The 16377-nt window shown below is 75.2% G+C and carries 15 protein-coding genes; 12 read left to right on the top strand and 3 right to left on the bottom strand.

All coding sequences use genetic code 11. The features are described from left to right. The first annotated feature begins 55 nt into the window (after nucleotides 1-55). Nucleotides 56-1528: a hypothetical protein gene (locus OG774_RS16335; protein ID WP_328302282.1), complete on the top strand. Its 1473-nt coding sequence runs from the start codon at nucleotides 56-58 to the stop codon at nucleotides 1526-1528. 5 nt (nucleotides 1529-1533) lie between these two features. Continuing rightward, entirely contained in the window at nucleotides 1534-2175 is a 642-nt protein-coding gene (locus OG774_RS16330; protein ID WP_328302280.1) for a flavin reductase family protein, read from the top strand. Here OG774_RS16330 and OG774_RS16325 read toward each other — a convergent pair. Then, the gene (locus OG774_RS16325) at nucleotides 2133-2576 is read right to left on the bottom strand and encodes an acyl-CoA thioesterase (RefSeq protein ID WP_328302278.1); all 444 of its coding nucleotides are present in this window, start codon (nucleotides 2574-2576) and stop codon (nucleotides 2133-2135) included. The genes OG774_RS16330 and OG774_RS16325 overlap by 43 nt on opposite strands. 99 nt (nucleotides 2577-2675) lie before the next feature. Between OG774_RS16325 and OG774_RS16320 the strand changes: the two genes are divergently transcribed. From OG774_RS16320 to OG774_RS16310, 3 genes are read left to right on the top strand one after another with little or no spacing between them, the layout of a single operon-like run. Next, nucleotides 2676-3731 (top strand): LLM class F420-dependent oxidoreductase, encoded by a 1056-nt coding sequence (locus OG774_RS16320; protein ID WP_328302276.1) that lies wholly within the window; start codon nucleotides 2676-2678, stop codon nucleotides 3729-3731. A 24-nt stretch (nucleotides 3732-3755) separates the two neighbouring features. Beyond that, nucleotides 3756-4208, top strand: a complete 453-nt coding sequence (locus tag OG774_RS16315) for a MaoC family dehydratase (protein WP_328302274.1) — start codon at nucleotides 3756-3758, stop codon at nucleotides 4206-4208. Nucleotides 4209-4218: 10 nt separating this feature from the next. Next, a complete protein-coding gene (locus OG774_RS16310; RefSeq protein ID WP_328302272.1) occupies nucleotides 4219-5430 on the top strand; it encodes an acetyl-CoA C-acetyltransferase in 1212 nt (403 codons plus the stop codon). 58 nt (nucleotides 5431-5488) lie between these two features. Here OG774_RS16310 and OG774_RS16305 read toward each other — a convergent pair whose 3' ends face one another. After that, the gene (locus tag OG774_RS16305; protein WP_328302270.1) at nucleotides 5489-6268 is read right to left on the bottom strand and encodes an enoyl-CoA hydratase/isomerase family protein; all 780 of its coding nucleotides are present in this window, start codon (nucleotides 6266-6268) and stop codon (nucleotides 5489-5491) included. Nucleotides 6269-6462: 194 nt separating this feature from the next. Between OG774_RS16305 and OG774_RS16300 the strand changes: the two genes are divergently transcribed. Next, entirely contained in the window at nucleotides 6463-6987 is a 525-nt protein-coding gene (locus OG774_RS16300; RefSeq protein ID WP_328302268.1) for a MarR family winged helix-turn-helix transcriptional regulator, read from the top strand. Further along, nucleotides 6984-9698 carry an MFS transporter gene (locus OG774_RS16295; protein WP_328302266.1) on the top strand — a complete coding sequence of 905 codons (2715 nt, stop codon included), beginning with the start codon at nucleotides 6984-6986 and terminating at the stop codon, nucleotides 9696-9698. The genes OG774_RS16300 and OG774_RS16295 overlap by 4 nt, the downstream gene beginning before the upstream one ends. A gap of 45 nt (nucleotides 9699-9743) precedes the next feature. Here OG774_RS16295 and OG774_RS16290 read toward each other — a convergent pair whose 3' ends face one another. Then, complete coding sequence (locus tag OG774_RS16290) at nucleotides 9744-10235, bottom strand: inorganic diphosphatase (protein WP_328310986.1); 492 nt, start codon at nucleotides 10233-10235, stop codon at nucleotides 9744-9746. Nucleotides 10236-10411: 176 nt separating this feature from the next. Between OG774_RS16290 and dacB the strand changes: the two genes are divergently transcribed. The 5 genes from dacB to OG774_RS16265 all read left to right on the top strand — a co-directional run bounded on the left by dacB (nucleotide 10412) and on the right by OG774_RS16265 (nucleotide 16372). Next, nucleotides 10412-11878, top strand: a complete 1467-nt coding sequence (gene dacB, locus OG774_RS16285; RefSeq protein ID WP_328302264.1) for a D-alanyl-D-alanine carboxypeptidase/D-alanyl-D-alanine endopeptidase — start codon at nucleotides 10412-10414, stop codon at nucleotides 11876-11878. A gap of 41 nt (nucleotides 11879-11919) precedes the next feature. Next, nucleotides 11920-12993, top strand: a complete 1074-nt coding sequence (locus OG774_RS16280; RefSeq protein WP_328302262.1) for a zinc-dependent metalloprotease — start codon at nucleotides 11920-11922, stop codon at nucleotides 12991-12993. A 10-nt stretch (nucleotides 12994-13003) separates the two neighbouring features. Beyond that, a complete protein-coding gene (gene tilS, locus OG774_RS16275; RefSeq protein WP_328302260.1) occupies nucleotides 13004-14032 on the top strand; it encodes a tRNA lysidine(34) synthetase TilS in 1029 nt (342 codons plus the stop codon). 14 nt (nucleotides 14033-14046) lie between these two features. After that, the gene (hpt, locus tag OG774_RS16270) at nucleotides 14047-14592 is read left to right on the top strand and encodes a hypoxanthine phosphoribosyltransferase (RefSeq protein WP_274189970.1); all 546 of its coding nucleotides are present in this window, start codon (nucleotides 14047-14049) and stop codon (nucleotides 14590-14592) included. 910 nt (nucleotides 14593-15502) lie between these two features. Then, entirely contained in the window at nucleotides 15503-16372 is an 870-nt protein-coding gene (locus tag OG774_RS16265) for an efflux RND transporter periplasmic adaptor subunit (protein ID WP_328302256.1), read from the top strand. The last annotated feature ends 5 nt before the right edge of the window (nucleotides 16373-16377 follow it).

Below are 16377 nucleotides of genomic sequence, written 5' to 3'. Positions count from 1 at the left end.
GTGACCCGGTCACGTCCGGGCGCGTGACCGGTCGCCGAGGTCAGCGAGGGCAGGGATGAGCGAGCACTCCGGACCCCCGGACGGCTCCGGTCGCGGGCGCCACTCCGCCCCCGGGCCGGACGGGGACGAGGCCGCGCAGGCCGCGTCGGGCTCCGACGGCGTCGATCCCGCCGCGCCGCAGGGACCCGGCGCGCCGCCGGCAGGACCCGGGCGGCCCGGACCCGGTGGCCCGACCGGCCAACCCCGGCCGCCGGCGCAGCCCGGCCCGCAGGGAGGCCGCCACGGCGCGCCCGCCGGCCCACCCCGGCAGGGGCCGCCGCAGGGCATGCCGCCCCAGGGCCTGCCCCCGCAGGGCCCGCCCCCGCCGGGAATGCCGCCGCAGGGATTCCCCCCGCAGGGCCCGCCGCCCGGCCAGTACGGGCCGCCGCCCGGAGCATCGGGACGTCCGGGCCACGGTGGTCACGCCGGCCCCGCGGCCCCGTACGGCGGCGCGCCCGACGACCGCCCGTGGCGCACGCCGGGCGACGACCAGCGCACCTCCGTCACGTCCGGGCCGAGCGACGAGCCCACGAGCCACCGCCCGGAGGGCGCGGCGGCGGCGTCCGGGAACCCGCTGTCGGCGATCAAGGTCTCCGGGCAGGCCTTCGCCGCGGTCCTGACCGCGGCGGCCGGCTCCTTCATGGGCGGCGCGGCGGGCACCGTGGCCGGCGCCGGGATCGCCGCGGTCATCACCACCGTCGGGGACGCGGCCTACCAGCGGTCCGTCGAGCGGACCCGCGACCACGTCCGCAGCCGGATGAAGGCGCGGCGCGGACCGGGTCGCCCCGACACGGCCGGAGCAGGCGCCGGGGTCGAGGAGCGCCGCACGGTCGCCGTCGGGGCCCCGGCCCGGGGCGCCGGCCCGGACGAGCAGCCCACCGTCGTGATCGGCGGCGGCGGGCGCGTCGGGGCGGCCCCCGCCACGATGGCGATGGGCGGTGGACCGGGCGGCGGACCCGACGACGACCGGACCCGTGCGGTCGGCGACGACGCGACCCAGGCCGTCGACCCCCGCACCCGTGCGATCGGTGACGACGCCGCGCAGGCCGTCGGTCCCGGCACCCGCGTGATGGGCGGGCCCGACGACGACCCGACCGTCCTGCACGGTGCCCCCGGCGGACCGGACGACCCCGGCGACGACGGCGACCCGCCGCGCTCGACGCCCTGGAAGCGCTACGGGGTGCTCGCGGCGACGGCGTTGCTGATCTTCCTCATCGCGATGCTCGCCATCACCGGGATCGAGCGGGTCAAGGGCTCGCCCATCTCGGGGGGTGAGTCGGGGACGAGCTTCGGGCAGGTGTTCGGCACCGCCGAGCCGACGACGTCGACCTCCGCGCCGGAGACCACCACCAGCGGCGACGCGCCGGAGGGCACGACGACGTCCGGCGAGGAGACCCCGACCAGCACCACGGGGAGCACCTCCGAGTCGCGGACGACGACCTCGGAGCGCCCGCAGCTGGTGCCGAGCGGTCTGCTCCCGGGTAACTGACCGGCGTGCGCACCGACTTCGACCCCGACGCCCTGGGCGCCGGCCGCTTCTACCAGTTCCTGACCCAGGTGATCGTGCCGCGGCCGATCGCCTGGGTGGTGACGCGGTCGGCCGACGGCGTCGACAACCTCGCCCCGCACTCGTTCTTCACGGTGGCGAGCACCGACCCGCCGATCGTGCAGTTCACGTCGGTGGGGGAGAAGGACTCGCTGCGCAACGCCGAGGCCACGGGCGAGTTCACGGTGTGCCTGACGCCCGAGAAACTGATCGAGGAGATCAACGCGACGGCGACCGACTTCCCGGCCGACGAGAGCGAGATCGACGCGACGGGGCTGACCCGCGAGCCGTCGTCGCGCATCGCGACCCCACGGATCGCCGAGTCACCCGTGGCGCTGGAGTGCCGGCTGGAGCGCACCGTCCCGCTGGGCAACTGCACGATCGTGCTCGGCCGCGTCGTGCACGCCGTCGTCGACTCGGACGCGCTCGTCGACGGACGTCCCGACGCCCGGCGGCTCGCGCCGATCGCCCGTCTCGGCGGCAGCGAGTGGTCCACCCTCGGCGAGGTGCGCAAGACCCCGCGGATCCGCTACGAGGAGTGGCCGGGTCACTTCTCGGGGGCTGCCTCGGAGGGCCTGCCGAGCAGCTGAGGGCCGGTCTCCGGGTCGGCCAGCGCGAGCATCCGCCCGCGGGGGTCGGCGACGAGCCGGCGGGTGGCGTGGTCGAGCAGCCCCATGACGCCGGTGAGCGTCGCGCACACCTGCTCGCCGCGACGGAGCTCGGTGTCCATCCGGAACGTCTTGCCCTCGCCGAAGCGCACGTCGAGCGCCACCTCGACCTCGTCGCCGACGCGCAGCTCGGCCAGGAACCGGACGGTGGACTCGAGGATCACCGGACCGAGGCCGGCGGCCGTCAGGTCCGGCACGTCGAGCCCCGCGACGCGGAGGAACTCCGTGCGCCCGTGCTCGCCGTACTGGTGGTAGACGGCGTGGTTGACGTGCCCGTTCGCGTCGGTCTCGTAGCCGCGCACCGTCACCGTCGTCGTGAACACCCTCGCGTCCTCGCCTCCGCCGCCTCCGTGATCCGGGCGATCGTGGCAGGCTGCCCCGGCGGGACGGCCAGGGCGTCGGACGCGGAGCGAGGAGGCAGCGTGCGGATCGGGATGGGCCTGAACTACAGCGGCGGTTTCGAGGAGACGGTCGCGGAGCTGGCCGAGCACGAGGCGGCCGGGCTCGACATCGTCTTCGTGCCGGAGGCCTACAGCTTCGACGCGGTCAGCCAGCTCGGGTACATCGCCGCGCGCACGAGCACCGTCGAGATCGCCTCGGGCATCCTGCAGATCTACACGCGCACCCCGTCGCTGACGGCCATGACCGCCGCGGGGCTCGACTACGTCTCGAACGGCCGGTTCACCCTCGGCATCGGGGCCTCCGGGCCGCAGGTCATCGAGGGCTTCCACGGCCTGCGCTACGACGCGCCGCTGGGCCGCACGCGCGAGATCGTCGACATCTGCCGGCAGGTGTGGCGCCGCGAGAAGGTCCAGCACTCCGGCAAGCACTACTCGATCCCGCTGCCCGCCGACCAGGGCACGGGCCTCGGCAAGCCGCTGAAGATCATCAACCACCCGGTGCGCGACCGGATCCCGATCGTCCTCGCCGCCATCGGGCCGAAGAACGTCGCGCTGACCGCCGAGGTCGCCGAGGGCTGGCTGCCGATCTTCTTCGTCCCCGAGCGGGCGCACGAGATCTGGGGCGAGTCCCTCGAGGCCGGGAAGGCGAAGCGCGACCCCGCGCTCGGCGACCTCCAGGTCTACCTGCAGGCGTCGCTGTGCATCACCGAGGACGAGGCCACCGCGCAGGCGATGCTCGACGGCATGCGCCCGTTCGTCGCGCTCTACGTCGGCGGCATGGGCGCGAAGGGCAAGAACTTCTACAACGACGTCGCCCGCCGCTACGGCTACGAGCAGGAGGCGGACACGATCCAGGACCTCTACCTCGACGGCAAGAAGGACGACGCCGCGGCGGCGGTGCCCGAGGAGCTCGTGCGCGCGATGTCGCTGATCGGTCCGCGCTCCTACGTCGCCGAGCGGCTGCAGGCCTTCGCCGCCGCCGGCGTCACCACGATCAACGTCACGCCGCTCGCCGGCACACCCGCCGAGCGGGTGTCGCTGGTGGGGCAGGCCAAGGAACTCGCCGCCGACCTGTAGGGCCGAACCTCGAGGAGCTCCCCAATGCGCGTGTTCGCCGATGTCGAGGAACTGCGCGGCGCGGTGGGCGAGGACCTGGGCACCAGCCCCTGGGTCACCGTCGACCAGAAGCGCGTCGACACCTTCGCCGACGCCACCGACGACCACCAGTGGATCCACGTCGACCCGGAGGCCGCCGCCGAGGGGCCGTTCGGGAAGACCGTGGCGCACGGGTTCCTCACCGTCGCCCTCATGCCCAAGTTCGGGTGGGACACCTTCAAGGTCGAGGGTGTCTCGATGACCGTGAACTACGGGCTGAACAAGGTTCGGTTCCCGTCGCCGGTGCCCGTGGGCTCCCGTGTGCGAGGTCACTGCCGTCTGGTGGACGTCACCGACGTCCCGAACGGTGTGCAGGCCACCATCGGGGGGACCGTCGAGATCGAGGGATGGCCCAAGCCGGCGTGCGTCGCCGAGGTCATCCTGCGCTACGCGTACTAGGAGGTCGGCCGTGGCCGATGCGGTGATCTGTGAGCCCCTGCGGACCCCGGTGGGGGGCTTCGGCGGGGCGCTACGGGACGTGGCGGCCCAGGAGCTGGCGGCGACGGTGATCCGTGAGCTGGTGGCACGGACGGGGATCACGGCCGACCAGGTCGAGGACGTCGCGTTCGGGCACTGCTACCCGACGATGGACGCCCCGGCGATCGGGCGGGTGGCGGCGCTGGACGCCGGGCTCGACGTGACGGTGCCGGGCATCCAGGTCGACCGGCGCTGCGGGTCGGGGCTGCAAGCGGTGCTGTACGCGGCGATGGCGGTGCAGACCGGGGGCGCGTCGCTGGTGCTCGCCGGCGGTGCGGAGTCGATGTCGGGCGCGACGTACTACAGCCAGGCGCCGCGCTGGGGCACCAAGGCGGGCGGCTTCCAGATGAAGGACGCGCTGGCCGAGGGTCGCGTGCACGCCGGCGGCAAGGACCACCCGGTGTGGGGCGGGATGATCGAGACCGCCGAGAACGTGCGGAAGCGGTACTCGATCGGCCGCGAGGAGCAGGACCGCCTCGCGGTGCGCTCCCACGAGAAGGCGACCGCGGCGGTCAAGGACGGGCGCTTCGCCGACGAGCTGGTGCCGGTGACGGTGCCGGGGCGCAAGTCGGACACGGTCGTCGAGGCGGACGAGCACATCCGTCCGGACGCGGCGTTCGATTCGCTGGCCAAGCTGCGGCCGATCATGGGCAAGCAGGACCCGGAGGCGACGGTGACCGCCGGGAACGCCTCGGGGCAGAACGACGGCGCCGCGGTGTGCATCGTGACGACGCCCGAGCGCGCCGAGCAGCTGGGGCTCCGGCCGATGGCGCGGCTGGTGTCGTGGGGTGTGGCGGGCGTGGGCCCGGAGGTCATGGGCATCGGGCCGGTGCCGGCGACCGAGGCGGCGCTCGGCCGGGCCGGGCTTTCCCTCTCCGACCTCGACGTGATCGAGCTGAACGAGGCGTTCGCCGCCCAGGCCCTCGGGGTCGGGCGGGAGTGGGGCATCGACCTGATCACCGACGAGCGCGTGAACCCCAACGGCTCGGGCATCTCGCTGGGCCACCCCGTCGGCGCCACCGGCGTGCGGATCCTGGCGACCATGCTGCGCGAGATGGAGCGCCGCGAGGCCCGCTACGGCCTCGAGACCATGTGCATCGGCGGCGGCCAGGGCCTGGCGGCGGTCTTCGAGCGCGTCGCGTAGATGTCAGCGGCGTGGCGCCGCAGACGTTGAGTGTCCGTAACGCCACGCAGACGATTCCTCAGCGACCTCGCCAGCGGGGCTCGCGCTTCTCGCGCGCCGCGGTCATGCCCTCGACGGCGTCCTCGGTCGCGCCCGCGACGCGGCGCATGGTCTCGCCGAAGCGGATGGCGTCGGTCTCGCCCAGGTACGGCGCCCGGCGGGCCATCTCCTTGATCGCCCGCTGGGCCAGGGGCGCGCCGGCGAGCAGGCGGTCGGCGAGGGCGCGGGCCTCGCTGAGCAGATCGTCGTGCGGGACGACGCGCGAGACGAGCCCCATCTCCCGGGCGCGCTCGGCGTCGACGCGCTCGCCGGTGAGCAGCAGCTCCATCGCCGGCTGCCAGCCGATGCGCTGGGGCAGGCGGATCGCGCCGACGATCGTGGGGATGCCGAGGCGGACCTCGGGGAAGCCGAACGTCGCCCGCTCGCTGGCGATCACGAGGTCGCACCAGGTGACGAGGGTCAGCCCGTAGCCCAGGCAGTGCCCGTTCACCGCGGCGATCACCGGCTTGTAGATCTCCCAGCCGCTCTCGAACGAGTTGACCGTCGGGCGCTCCCAGAACGAGCCGGGGAAGTCGCCGGCCGGGTTGCCCTCGCCGCTCGCGTCCGCCCCGACGCAGAACGCGCGGCCCTCGCCGGTCACGATGCCCACCCAGGCCTCGTCGTCGGCGCGGAAGCGGTCGAACGCCTCGTTGAGCCCGTCGCGCATCGCGCCGTCGATCGCGTTGAGCTTCTCGGGACGGGAGTAGGTGATCGTCGCGACGTGCCCGTCGCGCTCGTAGGTGACGCGCTCGCTGCTCACGGTTCGACACCGTAGGGCGAGGCGCGTTCCGGCGAAGGGCGCCCGTCGCCGCTCTATCCGGCCGAAGGTGCCCTTCGCGCGGAAACCCGCCGGCCCCGGACCGCACCGTGACGTACTCGACCCGGGCCCGGTGCGCGGGAACACGGGCGCCGGGTGCATGCTTGTAGTCAGCAACCGATTGTACGGAGCATGCAATGGATTCGACGCGGCTCCCGGCGCCGCCGGGGGTGGACGACCGCTGGCTGGTCTCGGACCGCCTCGGCCACCAGATGATCCGCCTGATGCGGGCGGTCGAGCGGGCCAAGGCCGGCAAGGCCGTCGGCCCGGACGGTGTCGAGCGGGCGGCCTACGTCCTGCTCGCCCGCCTCGTGCTCGAGGGACCGCGACGGTCCAACGCGCTCGCCGAGTCGGTGCACTCCGACCCCTCCACCGTCAGCCGCCAGGTCGCCGGCCTCGTCCGGGCCGGTCTCGTCGAGCGACGTCCCGACCCCGACGACGGCCGGGCCACCCTGCTCGCCGCCACCGACGAGGGCCTGCGCGTCTTCCAGGCCAACCGCGACCGTCGCAACCGCGAGATCGGGGCGCTCACCGCGCACTGGGACGAGGCCGACCGCGTGCAGCTCGTCGAGCTCCTCGACCGGCTGACCACCGACTTCGAGCACCACCACCTCACCACCACGACGAGCGTGCCCGCCGTCGCTCCCCCGGAGGCCTCATGAGCACCACCGCTGCCCCGGCGGCTCCGCCGGCAGCCGCCACCGCGGCGAGCAGCACCGGCTTCACCCACCGGCAGATCCTCGCCATCCTCTCCGGGCTGATGCTCGGGATGTTCCTGGCCGCGCTCGACCAGAACATCGTCGCGACCTCGATCCGGACGATCGCCGACGATCTGCAGGGCCTCAACATGCAGGCCTGGGCGACGACGGCCTACCTGCTCACGGCCACGATCTCGACGCCGCTCTACGGCAAGCTCTCCGACCTCTACGGGCGCAAGCCGTTCTTCCTCTCGGCGATCGGGATCTTCGTCGTCGGCTCGGTGCTGTGCACCATCGCGACGTCGATGTACGAGCTCGCCGCGTACCGCGCGATCCAGGGACTCGGCGCCGGCGGCCTCATGAGCCTCGCGCTCACGATCATCGGTGACATCGTCCCGCCGCGGGAGCGCGCCCGGTACCAGGGCTTCTTCCTTGCGGTGTTCGGGACGTCGAGCGTGCTCGGCCCCGTCATCGGCGGGTTCCTCGCCGGCCAGACCACGATCTTCGGCATCACCGGCTGGCGCTGGGTCTTCCTCGTCAACGTGCCCATCGGGATCATCGCGTTCCTGGTGGTGTTCCGGGTGCTCAACCTGCCGCACACCCGCCGCGACCACCGCATCGACTTCCCCGGCGCGATCGCCCTCGCGGTCACGCTCGTACCGATCCTCGTCGTCGCGGAGCAGGGCCGGGAGTGGGGCTGGACCTCGACGTCGGCGATCGTCTGCTACGTCGTCGCGGCGGTCGGGCTGGTCTCGTTCCTCCTCGCCGAGCGCGCCTACGGCGACGACGCCGTGCTCCCGCTGCGGCTGTTCCACAACTCGGTGTTCAGCCTGACCTCGATCATCGCGATCATCACCGGCATCGGGCTCTTCGGCGGCATCGCGCTGGTCCCGCAGTACCTCCAGATCGTCACCGGCTCCTCGCCGACGCAGGCGGGCCTGGAGATGCTGCCGCTGGTCGGCGGCCTGATGGTCTCCTCGATCCTGTCGGGCCAGCTCACCTCCCGGACGGGTCGCTACAAGATCTTCCCGGTGATCGGCCTCGGCCTCATGACGGTCGGCCTGGTGCTGTTCCACCTCCGGCTGCACGCGGACACGCCCTACGGCGAGGTCGCCGTCCTCATGGCGATCTTCGGGCTCGGTGTCGGCCTGTGCATGCAGACCCTCGTGCTCGCGGTGCAGAACGCCGTGCCGGCCAAGGACATGGGCGTCGCGACCGCGTCGGCCACCTTCTTCCGGCAGATGGGCGGCACGCTCGGCGTCGCGGTCTTCCTGTCGATCCTGTTCTCCACCGTCGGCGACAACATCCGCACGGCCTTCGCCGCCGCCGTCGGCACCCCGTCGTTCCGGGCCGCGGCCGCCGACCCCGTGGTGGCGGCCGACCCGGCCAACGCCGTCGCGCTGGACCCGGTGACGGGCGCGGCGCAGGTCGTGCAGGACTCCTCGGTCCTGCAGCGCATGGACCCCCGCCTCGCCGAGCCGTTCCTCGTCGGGTTCGCGGACTCGATGGACCTCGTGTTCCTCGTCGCCGCGTGTGTGGTGGCGATCGGCTTCGTGCTCATCTGGTTCATGCGGGAGCTGCCGCTGCGCACGGTCTCGGGCATCCAGGCCCGCGACGCCGAGCAGGCCGCCACCCCCAGCACGACCGCCGCGGCCGTCGGCTGCCCGACCGCCGGGGCAGCGGCCCTGGACACCACGGCCTCCGCGCCGCCCGTGCCCGCGGGGGCGGCCGCCGGGCCGTCCCGGCACGACGTCGAGCCCGGCTGGGGGCCACCGAGCGCGGCCGTCACGCCGAGCCCCGCGCCGCGCCGCTCCTCGGGACCGACCGTCCACGGCCACGTCACCGGCACGACCGGCGACCCGGTCGAGGCGGAGGACGAGGTGACCGTCGCGCTCCACGGCCTGGACGGCGCCCCGGTGGAGCGCGCGGACCTCGACCCGGCCGGTGGCTTCGTCCTGCGGGCACCCGCGTCCGGAACGTACGTGCTCATCGCCAGCTCGCCGCGGCGCCGGCCGTTCGCCGAGCTCGTCACGGTCGACGGCGTCCCCGTACGCCGTGACGTGGCCCTGGCCCGCGCGGCGACCCTGGGCGGTCGGGTCACCGAGCCCGACGGCGCGGGCGTCGCCGGCGCCACCGTGACGGTCACCGACCCCACCGGCGGTGTCGTCGGCGTGCACCGCAGCGACGCCGACGGCCGGTGGGAGGGCGGCGAGGTCGCGGCCGGGATCTACACGGTCACCGTCCTCGCCCCCGGGCGCGCACCGCGGGCCACGCGGGTGGAGGTCGGCGACGGCGGCGGCAGGGCGGACGTGACGGTGCCGGTGGCGCGCTACACGCTCGCCGGGGCCGTGCGGGCCTCGGGCGGGGCGCCCGTGCCCGAGTCGCTGGTCGTCCTCGTCGGACGTGACGGCGGCGTGGTGGCCTCGGCGGTCACCGGCGCCGACGGCCGCTTCCGGCTCGACGACCTCGCGCCCGGCCGGCACATGCTCACCGCGAGCGGCTTCGCGCCGGTGACCGAGGAGGTCGTCGTCGACGGCGCCGCGGGCCCGGTGGACGTCACGCTCACGGTGGCCCCGCCGCGTCCCGCGACCCCCGGTCCCGAGGGCGGGCGCCACGAGGCGCCGGACACGCCGGCACCGCAGGACCGCGACGACCTCACACGGTCGGCCCGGTAGACGCGTCGGCCGCCGGGACCCCTGGTCCCGGCGGCCGCGTGGCGTCTAGTGCGTGCCCTGCTCCTCGGCCCGCTTGCGCGAGGCCTTGATCTCCAGCTCGGCGTCCGAGCGGCCGACCCACGAGGCGCCCTCGACGCTCTTGCCGGGCTCGAGGTCCTTGTAGACCTCGAAGAAGTGCTGGATCTCGAGGCGGTCGTACTCCGAGAGGTGGTGGATGTCGCGCAGGTGCTCCTGGCGGGGGTCGCCCGCCGGCACGCACAGCAGCTTGTCGTCGCCGCCGGCCTCGTCGGTCATCCGGAACATGCCGATCGCGCGCGCGGCCACCAGGCAGCCCGGGAACGTCGGCTCCTGGATGAGCACCAGCGCGTCGAGCGGATCGCCGTCCATGCCGAGGGTGTGCTCGACGTATCCGTAGTCGGCCGGGTACTGAGTGGCCGTGAAGAGCGTCCGGTCCAGCCGCAGCCGGCCGCTCTCGTGGTCCATCTCGTACTTGTTGCGGACCCCCTTGGGGATCTCGATCAGTACGTCGAACTGCACGGTGCCGCTCACCGCTCCCTGTGCTCGTTCTTGTCGTGGCCTGGTCGGCGGCGTGGCCGGAGGCCACGACCCGGCCTCTAGTGTGGGGTACCGACCGGGGTGCACCGTCACCCCGTCGTGGTGACCTCCCCCTCGTCCGGGGTGGGGTGAACTGCAGGTGAGGAGGGGTCCGCGGCGTGAGCGGCGACGGTCACCGCGCGGATCCCGCGACGTCATCCGCCGGTCGCCGGTGGATCCCGGCGCTCCTCGCGCTCGCGGTCGTCCTCGTCCTGCTCGCCGGTCTCGGCGTGGGCACGGCGCTGCAGGCGCCCTCGTTCGCGCGGTCGGTGGGGCTGCCCGTGTCGCTGCTCGGCGGGGAGGCCGCCGAGCCACCGGACCCCTCGACCCCCCGCCTGCGCCTGGCCGCCGCCGGCGCCGAGGCCCCGGTCCCGACCGAGGCCGGGCTCGCGACGGCGCTCGACACCCGCGCCGCCGCGCTCGGCGACCTCACCGGCGCCGTCGTCGACCCCGCGACCGGCACCACCCTGTGGAACCGGCGCTCCTCCGAGCCCCAGGTCCCGGCCTCGGTGACGAAGCTGCTCACGGGCACGGCCGCCCTGCTGCGCCTCGACCCGACGATGCGCTGGACGACCACGGTCGTCGCCGGGCCCACCCCCGACTCCGTCGTGCTCGTCGGCGGCGGCGACCCGACGCTGTCGTCGCTGCCGGCCGGGCAACGGACCGTGTACCCCGACGCGGCGCGTCTCGACGACCTCGTCACCGCGGTGACCGCCGCCCGCGCCGGACAGCCGGCGACCAAGCGGGTCTACGTCGACGTCTCCCGCTACGAGAACGGGGGCGGCAACGGCGTCGCCCCGGGCTGGGACCCCACCGACGTCGCCGGCGGCTTCGTCGCGCCGATCGTGCCGGTGATGCTCGACGGCGGGCGCTCGGACCCGACCCAGCTCGACATCCCGCGTACCTCGACGCCGGCCACCGACGCCGCCCGCGAGCTCGGCCGTCGCCTGGCCGCCGGCGGGACCGCCCCGACCGCGACGGTCGGCACCGCGCCCCCCGGTGCGCCGGTGCTCGGGCAGGTCGTCTCGCCGCCGGCCACCGAGCTCGTGCGCACGGCGCTGCAGAACTCCGACAACGTGCTCGCCGAGGCCCTCGGCCGGGAGGTCGCCCGCACGGTCGGCCTGCCCACGACGTTCGACGGCGCGGCCCGGGCGGTGACGCAGGTGCTCGGCGAGGCGCAGATCGACACGACCGGGGTGACGCTGGCGGACACCAGCGGGCTCTCGGTGAACGACCGCGTGCCGGCGACCGCGCTGTCCGGGGTGCTCGCGCCCGCGGCGGCCCCCGTCGGCACCGACCCGCGCACCGCCGCCCTGCGGCCGCTGCTCGACGGGCTGCCCGTCGCCGGGGGCGGGGGCACGCTCGCCGACCGGTACACGCCCGGGACACCGGCGGCCGACGGCCGCGGCTGGGTCCGCGCCAAGACCGGCACGCTGACCGCCGCGAACGCGCTCGCCGGCGTCGTCGGTACCGCCGACGGGCGGGTGCTCGTCTTCTCCTTCATGAGCAACGGCGTCGACCCGGGCAGCGCCCGGCCGCGCCTCGACGCGCTGGCCGCGGCGCTGCACGACTGCGGCTGCCGCTGAGGGACCCGCTGCCGGGGGAGGGCGCGACGTACGGTGGAGCCGTGACCGCCGAGCTGACCTCCGCGCCCCCGACGGGGCTGCCCGTCGACTGGGACCTCGCCGCCGCCACCGGGGCGCGCCTGGTCTCCGCGGGGCCGTCGGTGACGCCCGAGGAGGCGGCCATCGAGGTCACGCGGCTGCGCGACGGCGCCCGCGTCGGCGAGGGTCACGTGCGGGCGCTCACCGGGCTCGGCGCGGGCCTGCCGGTGCCCGAGGCCGACGTCGTCGACCGGCCCGGTTGGATCCGCTCCGCGGTCGACGGCATCGCCACGCTGCTCGAGGACACCCCCGGGCCACGGGCGCCGGAGGGCCTCGTCGGCGACGCGTTCGGCCGCGTCACGCGCTCGGCGGCCGGGCTGCAGATGGGCACGCTGCTGGCGTTCCTCGGCAGCCGGGTGCTCGGTCAGTACGACCCGTTCGGCGGCCCCGAGAAGGCCGGGCGCCTGCTGCTCGTCGCGCCCAACGTCGTCGCCGCGCGCCGCGCGCTCGACGTGGACGCCGAGGACTTCGCCCTGTGGGTCTGCCTGCACGAGGCCACCCACCGGCTCCAGTTCACGGCCGTCGACTGGCTGCGCGACCACTTCCGCTCCGAGGTCGCGGTGTTCGCGGGCGGCTTCGACCGCACCGCGTCGGGCGCCGTCGACCGCCTGCCCGAGATCGTCAAGGCCGTGCGCCGCGACCCGCCGAAGGACGGTCTCGCCCTCGTCGAGATGTTCCAGGGACCCGAGCAGCGCGAGGTGCTCGACCGGCTGCTCGCCCTCACCACGCTGCTCGAGGGCCACGCCGAGCACGTGATGGACGCGGTCGGCCCCGAGGTCGTCGGGTCGGTGTCCACGATCCGGGCGCGCTTCACCACCCGTCGCCGGGGCGGCAGCCTCGTCGACCGGCTCCTGCGCACGCTGCTGGGCGTCGACGCCAAGATCAAGCAGTACGAGCAGGGCCGGGTGTTCGTCGACCACGTCGTCGACGCCGTCGGGCTCGACGGTCTCAACGCCGTCTGGACCTCGCCGGACACCCTCCCGCGGCGCGCGGAGATCACCGACCCCGCCGCCTGGCTCGCCCGCGTCCACGGCTGACGCCCCGCTCGTGCGCGTCCCGGAGCCGGTCGCCGAGGTCCGCCGGGCGGTGCGCGAGGCCCTGGCCGCCTTGCCTGACGCAGCGAACGGCCCGTTCGCTGCTTCTACGCGCACGAACTCCCCGTTCGCGGCGACCGTCGCCTGCTCGGGCGGGGCGGATTCGCTCGCGCTGGCCGCCGCGGCGGTCCACGTCGCGCCGGGCCCGGTGCTCGGGGTCGTCGTCGACCACGGCCTGCAGGACGGTTCGGACGAGCACGCGGCCCGGACGGCGGCGCAGCTCCGCGACCTGGGGGCGGCGCGCGCCGACGTCGTCGCCGTCGAGGTGGGCACCGCCGGCGGGCCCGAGGCCGCCGCCCGCGCGGCCCGGTACGCGGCGCTGCGCTCGATCTCACAGCAGCACGGGGACGCGCCCGTGCTGCTCGGTCACACGCTCGACGACCAGGCCGAGACGGTGCTCCTGGGACTCGGCCGCGGGTCGGGCGCGCGCTCGCTCGCGGGCATGGCCGTGTGGGACCCGCCGTGGTGCCGCCCGCTGCTGGGCGTGCGGCGCGCGACGACCCGCGCGGCGTGCGCCGCCGCCGGCCTCGTGGTGTGGGACGACCCCTACAACGCCGACCCGCGCTACACCCGCGTCCGGCTGCGCCACGAGGTCCTTCCCCTGCTCGAGGACGTGCTGGCCGGGGGCGTGGCGCCGGCGCTCGCCCGCACCGCCGCCCAGCTCGCCGACGACGACGCCGCGCTCACCGCCCTGGCCCACGGGCGTCGTCACGAGCTGGTCGACGACGACGGCGCCCTCGACGCGGTCGCCCTCGCGGCCGACCCGCCCGCGATCCGGCGCCGGGTGCTGCGGGCGTGGCTGGACGACGCCGGGGTCGCGGAGCTCAGTGACGCGCATCTCCGGGCCGTCGACGCCCTGGTCGGGGGGTGGCGCGGACAGGGCGCACCTCCCCTCCCGGGCGGGTTGGAGGTCGTGCGGGCGCATGGCAGGCTGCGCGTGGCTCCGGCCCGTACGGCGCCTGCCCCACCACCGATCCGCTGAGGAGCTCGACAACGGTGTACGACGGCGACATCGCGTCCGTGCTGGTCACCGAGGAGCAGATTCAGAGCAAGATCGCCGATCTGGCGACCGAGATCGGCGCTGCGTACGGCGAGCACGACCAGGACCTCGTCCTCGTCGGGGTGCTCAAGGGCGCCGTGATGTTCATGACGGACCTCGCGCGCAAGCTCCCGATGCCCACCCAGCTCGAATTCATGGCCGTGAGCTCGTACGGGTCGTCGACGTCGTCGTCGGGCGTCGTCCGCATCCTCAAGGACCTCGACCGCGACATCTCCGGGCGCCACGTCCTGATCGTCGAGGACATCATCGACTCGGGGCTGACGCTGTCCTGGCTGCGCAAGAACCTGGAGTCGCGCGGTCCGGCGTCGCTGCAGGTCGTGACCCTCCTGCGCAAGCCCGAGGCGGCCAAGCTCGACGTGGACGTCGCCTACATCGGCTTCGACATCCCCAACGAGTTCGTCGTCGGCTTCGGTCTCGACTACGCCGAGCGGTACCGCGATCTGCCCTACATCGGCACGCTCGATCCGCACGTCTACGCCTGAACCGTCACTCACCCAGTGCGGACCCGGGCGTCGGGGTCGAGTGACGGCGGGATAACGTCCGCCACATGGCCGGTGGGCGTCGCTCTCTGTGGATCGTCAACGGGCTGATCGTGCTGGTCGTGCTGCTCGCCGCGGGCGGCGCCGTCGTGGCCCTGTCCTCGAGCGGCACGGACGACGCCGGCCTGCGCACCACCCCGGTGGGACGCGGCACGGTCGCCGAGACCGTCACCGCCTCCGGCGCCGTGACGAGTGCCCGGAGCTCCACGCTGAACTTCGCCGCCGGCGGACGCGTGGAGGACGTCCGGGTGGCCGTCGGGGACACGGTGACTGCCGGCGAGGTCGTCGCCACCCTCGACCCGGAGTACGCCGAGGCGAACCTCGAGGCCGCGCGCGCCCAGCGGGACTCCGCCCGCCAGCAGCTGCGCGACGCCCGCGAGGCGCGCGACGACCCGACCACCACCGCCGCGCCGGCCCAACAGCCCGCGGCGCAGCAGCCGGCCGCGGGCGGCACGACGCCGCCGGCGGGGGAACGCCGCCGGCGGGCGCCGGAGCAGGCGCGGCTCAGCCGGTCCCCGCGCCGGGTGGCGCCGGCGGACCAGGAGGCGCCGGGGGACCGGGCGGACCCGGTGGTGCCGGCGGACCCGGAGGCCCGGGCGGAGCGGGCGGCGCAGGAGGTCCGGGCGGGGCACCGGGGCAGCCGGGCCAGCCGGGTCAGCCGGGTGGGCAGCCCCAGCAGCAGAACGCCCCGCTGGTCGGTGTCTACGGCTTCTCCTCGCCACCGAAGGCCGCCGCCCCGACGCCGACCCCCACGCCCACCCCGGGCACCGGCAGCACCGGGTCCGGAGCAGCCGGCGGATCGGGCGCGGGCGCCGCGGGAGGCGCTGCCGGGGGCTCGACCCCCGAGGGCGCCGTGGCCTCGGCGGAGGCGGCGCTCGCGCAGGCCGAGGCGTCGGTCATCCAGGCCGAGCAGTCCGCCGACGACCTCGAGCTGTCGTCCCCGCAGGACGGCACCGTCGTCAGCCTCGACATCGGGCCCGGCCAGATCGTGCCGGCCGGCGCCACGGTCAGCAGCTCGACGTCGTCGGGCAACCCGACCGGCGGCACGCTGCCCGACGGCACCGCCGGCGGGACCGGTGCCGGCGCCTCCGCGGCGGCCGGCGCGGCCTCGGGCGGGGCCGGTGCGCAGTCGGGCGGGGGGACGGCGTCGGTCACGGGGTCGCCCACGGCCCCGGCCGCGATGACGGTCCTCGACCTCGCGACCCTCCAGATCCGCGCGGACGTCCCCGAGCTCGACGTCGGGCGGCTGACGGTCGGGCAGCCGGTGGCGGTCTCGGTGAACGCGCTGCCCGGGCAGTCGTTGCCGGGCACCGTGAGCACGGTCGACCTGCTGCCCGGCGCCGGCACCTCGGTCGAGTACGGGACCGCCGTCACGCTCACCACCCCGCCGCCGAACCTGCGGCCCGGGATGTCCGCGAGCGTCGCCGTCACCGTCGCGCAGTCGCCGAACGTCGCGTTCCTCCCGTCGGTGGCCGTGACGCCGATCGGCGGGGAGAGCGCGACCTCCGGGACCGTGCAGGTCCTCGGGCCCGACGGCGTCCCGCAGGCCCGCACCGTCGGGCTGGGGCTGAGCTCGGACACGCTCACCGAGATCCGCTCCGGCCTCGCGCCCGGCGAGCTCGTCGTCCTGCCCGACCCGAACACCGGCAACGCCTTCGCGCCGGGCGAGCCGCCGCCGCGTCTCGACAACAACGGTGGTGGCGGCTCCGGCGGGGGCGGGTGACGACG

Origin of the sequence: Actinomycetospora sp. NBC_00405, assembly GCF_036044095.1 — a bacterium.
Taxonomy (GTDB): Bacteria; Actinomycetota; Actinomycetes; order Mycobacteriales; family Pseudonocardiaceae; genus Actinomycetospora; species Actinomycetospora callitridis.
The sequence above is the reverse complement of the archived record's forward strand: the minus strand, read 5'-3'. Positions and strand labels throughout refer to the sequence as shown.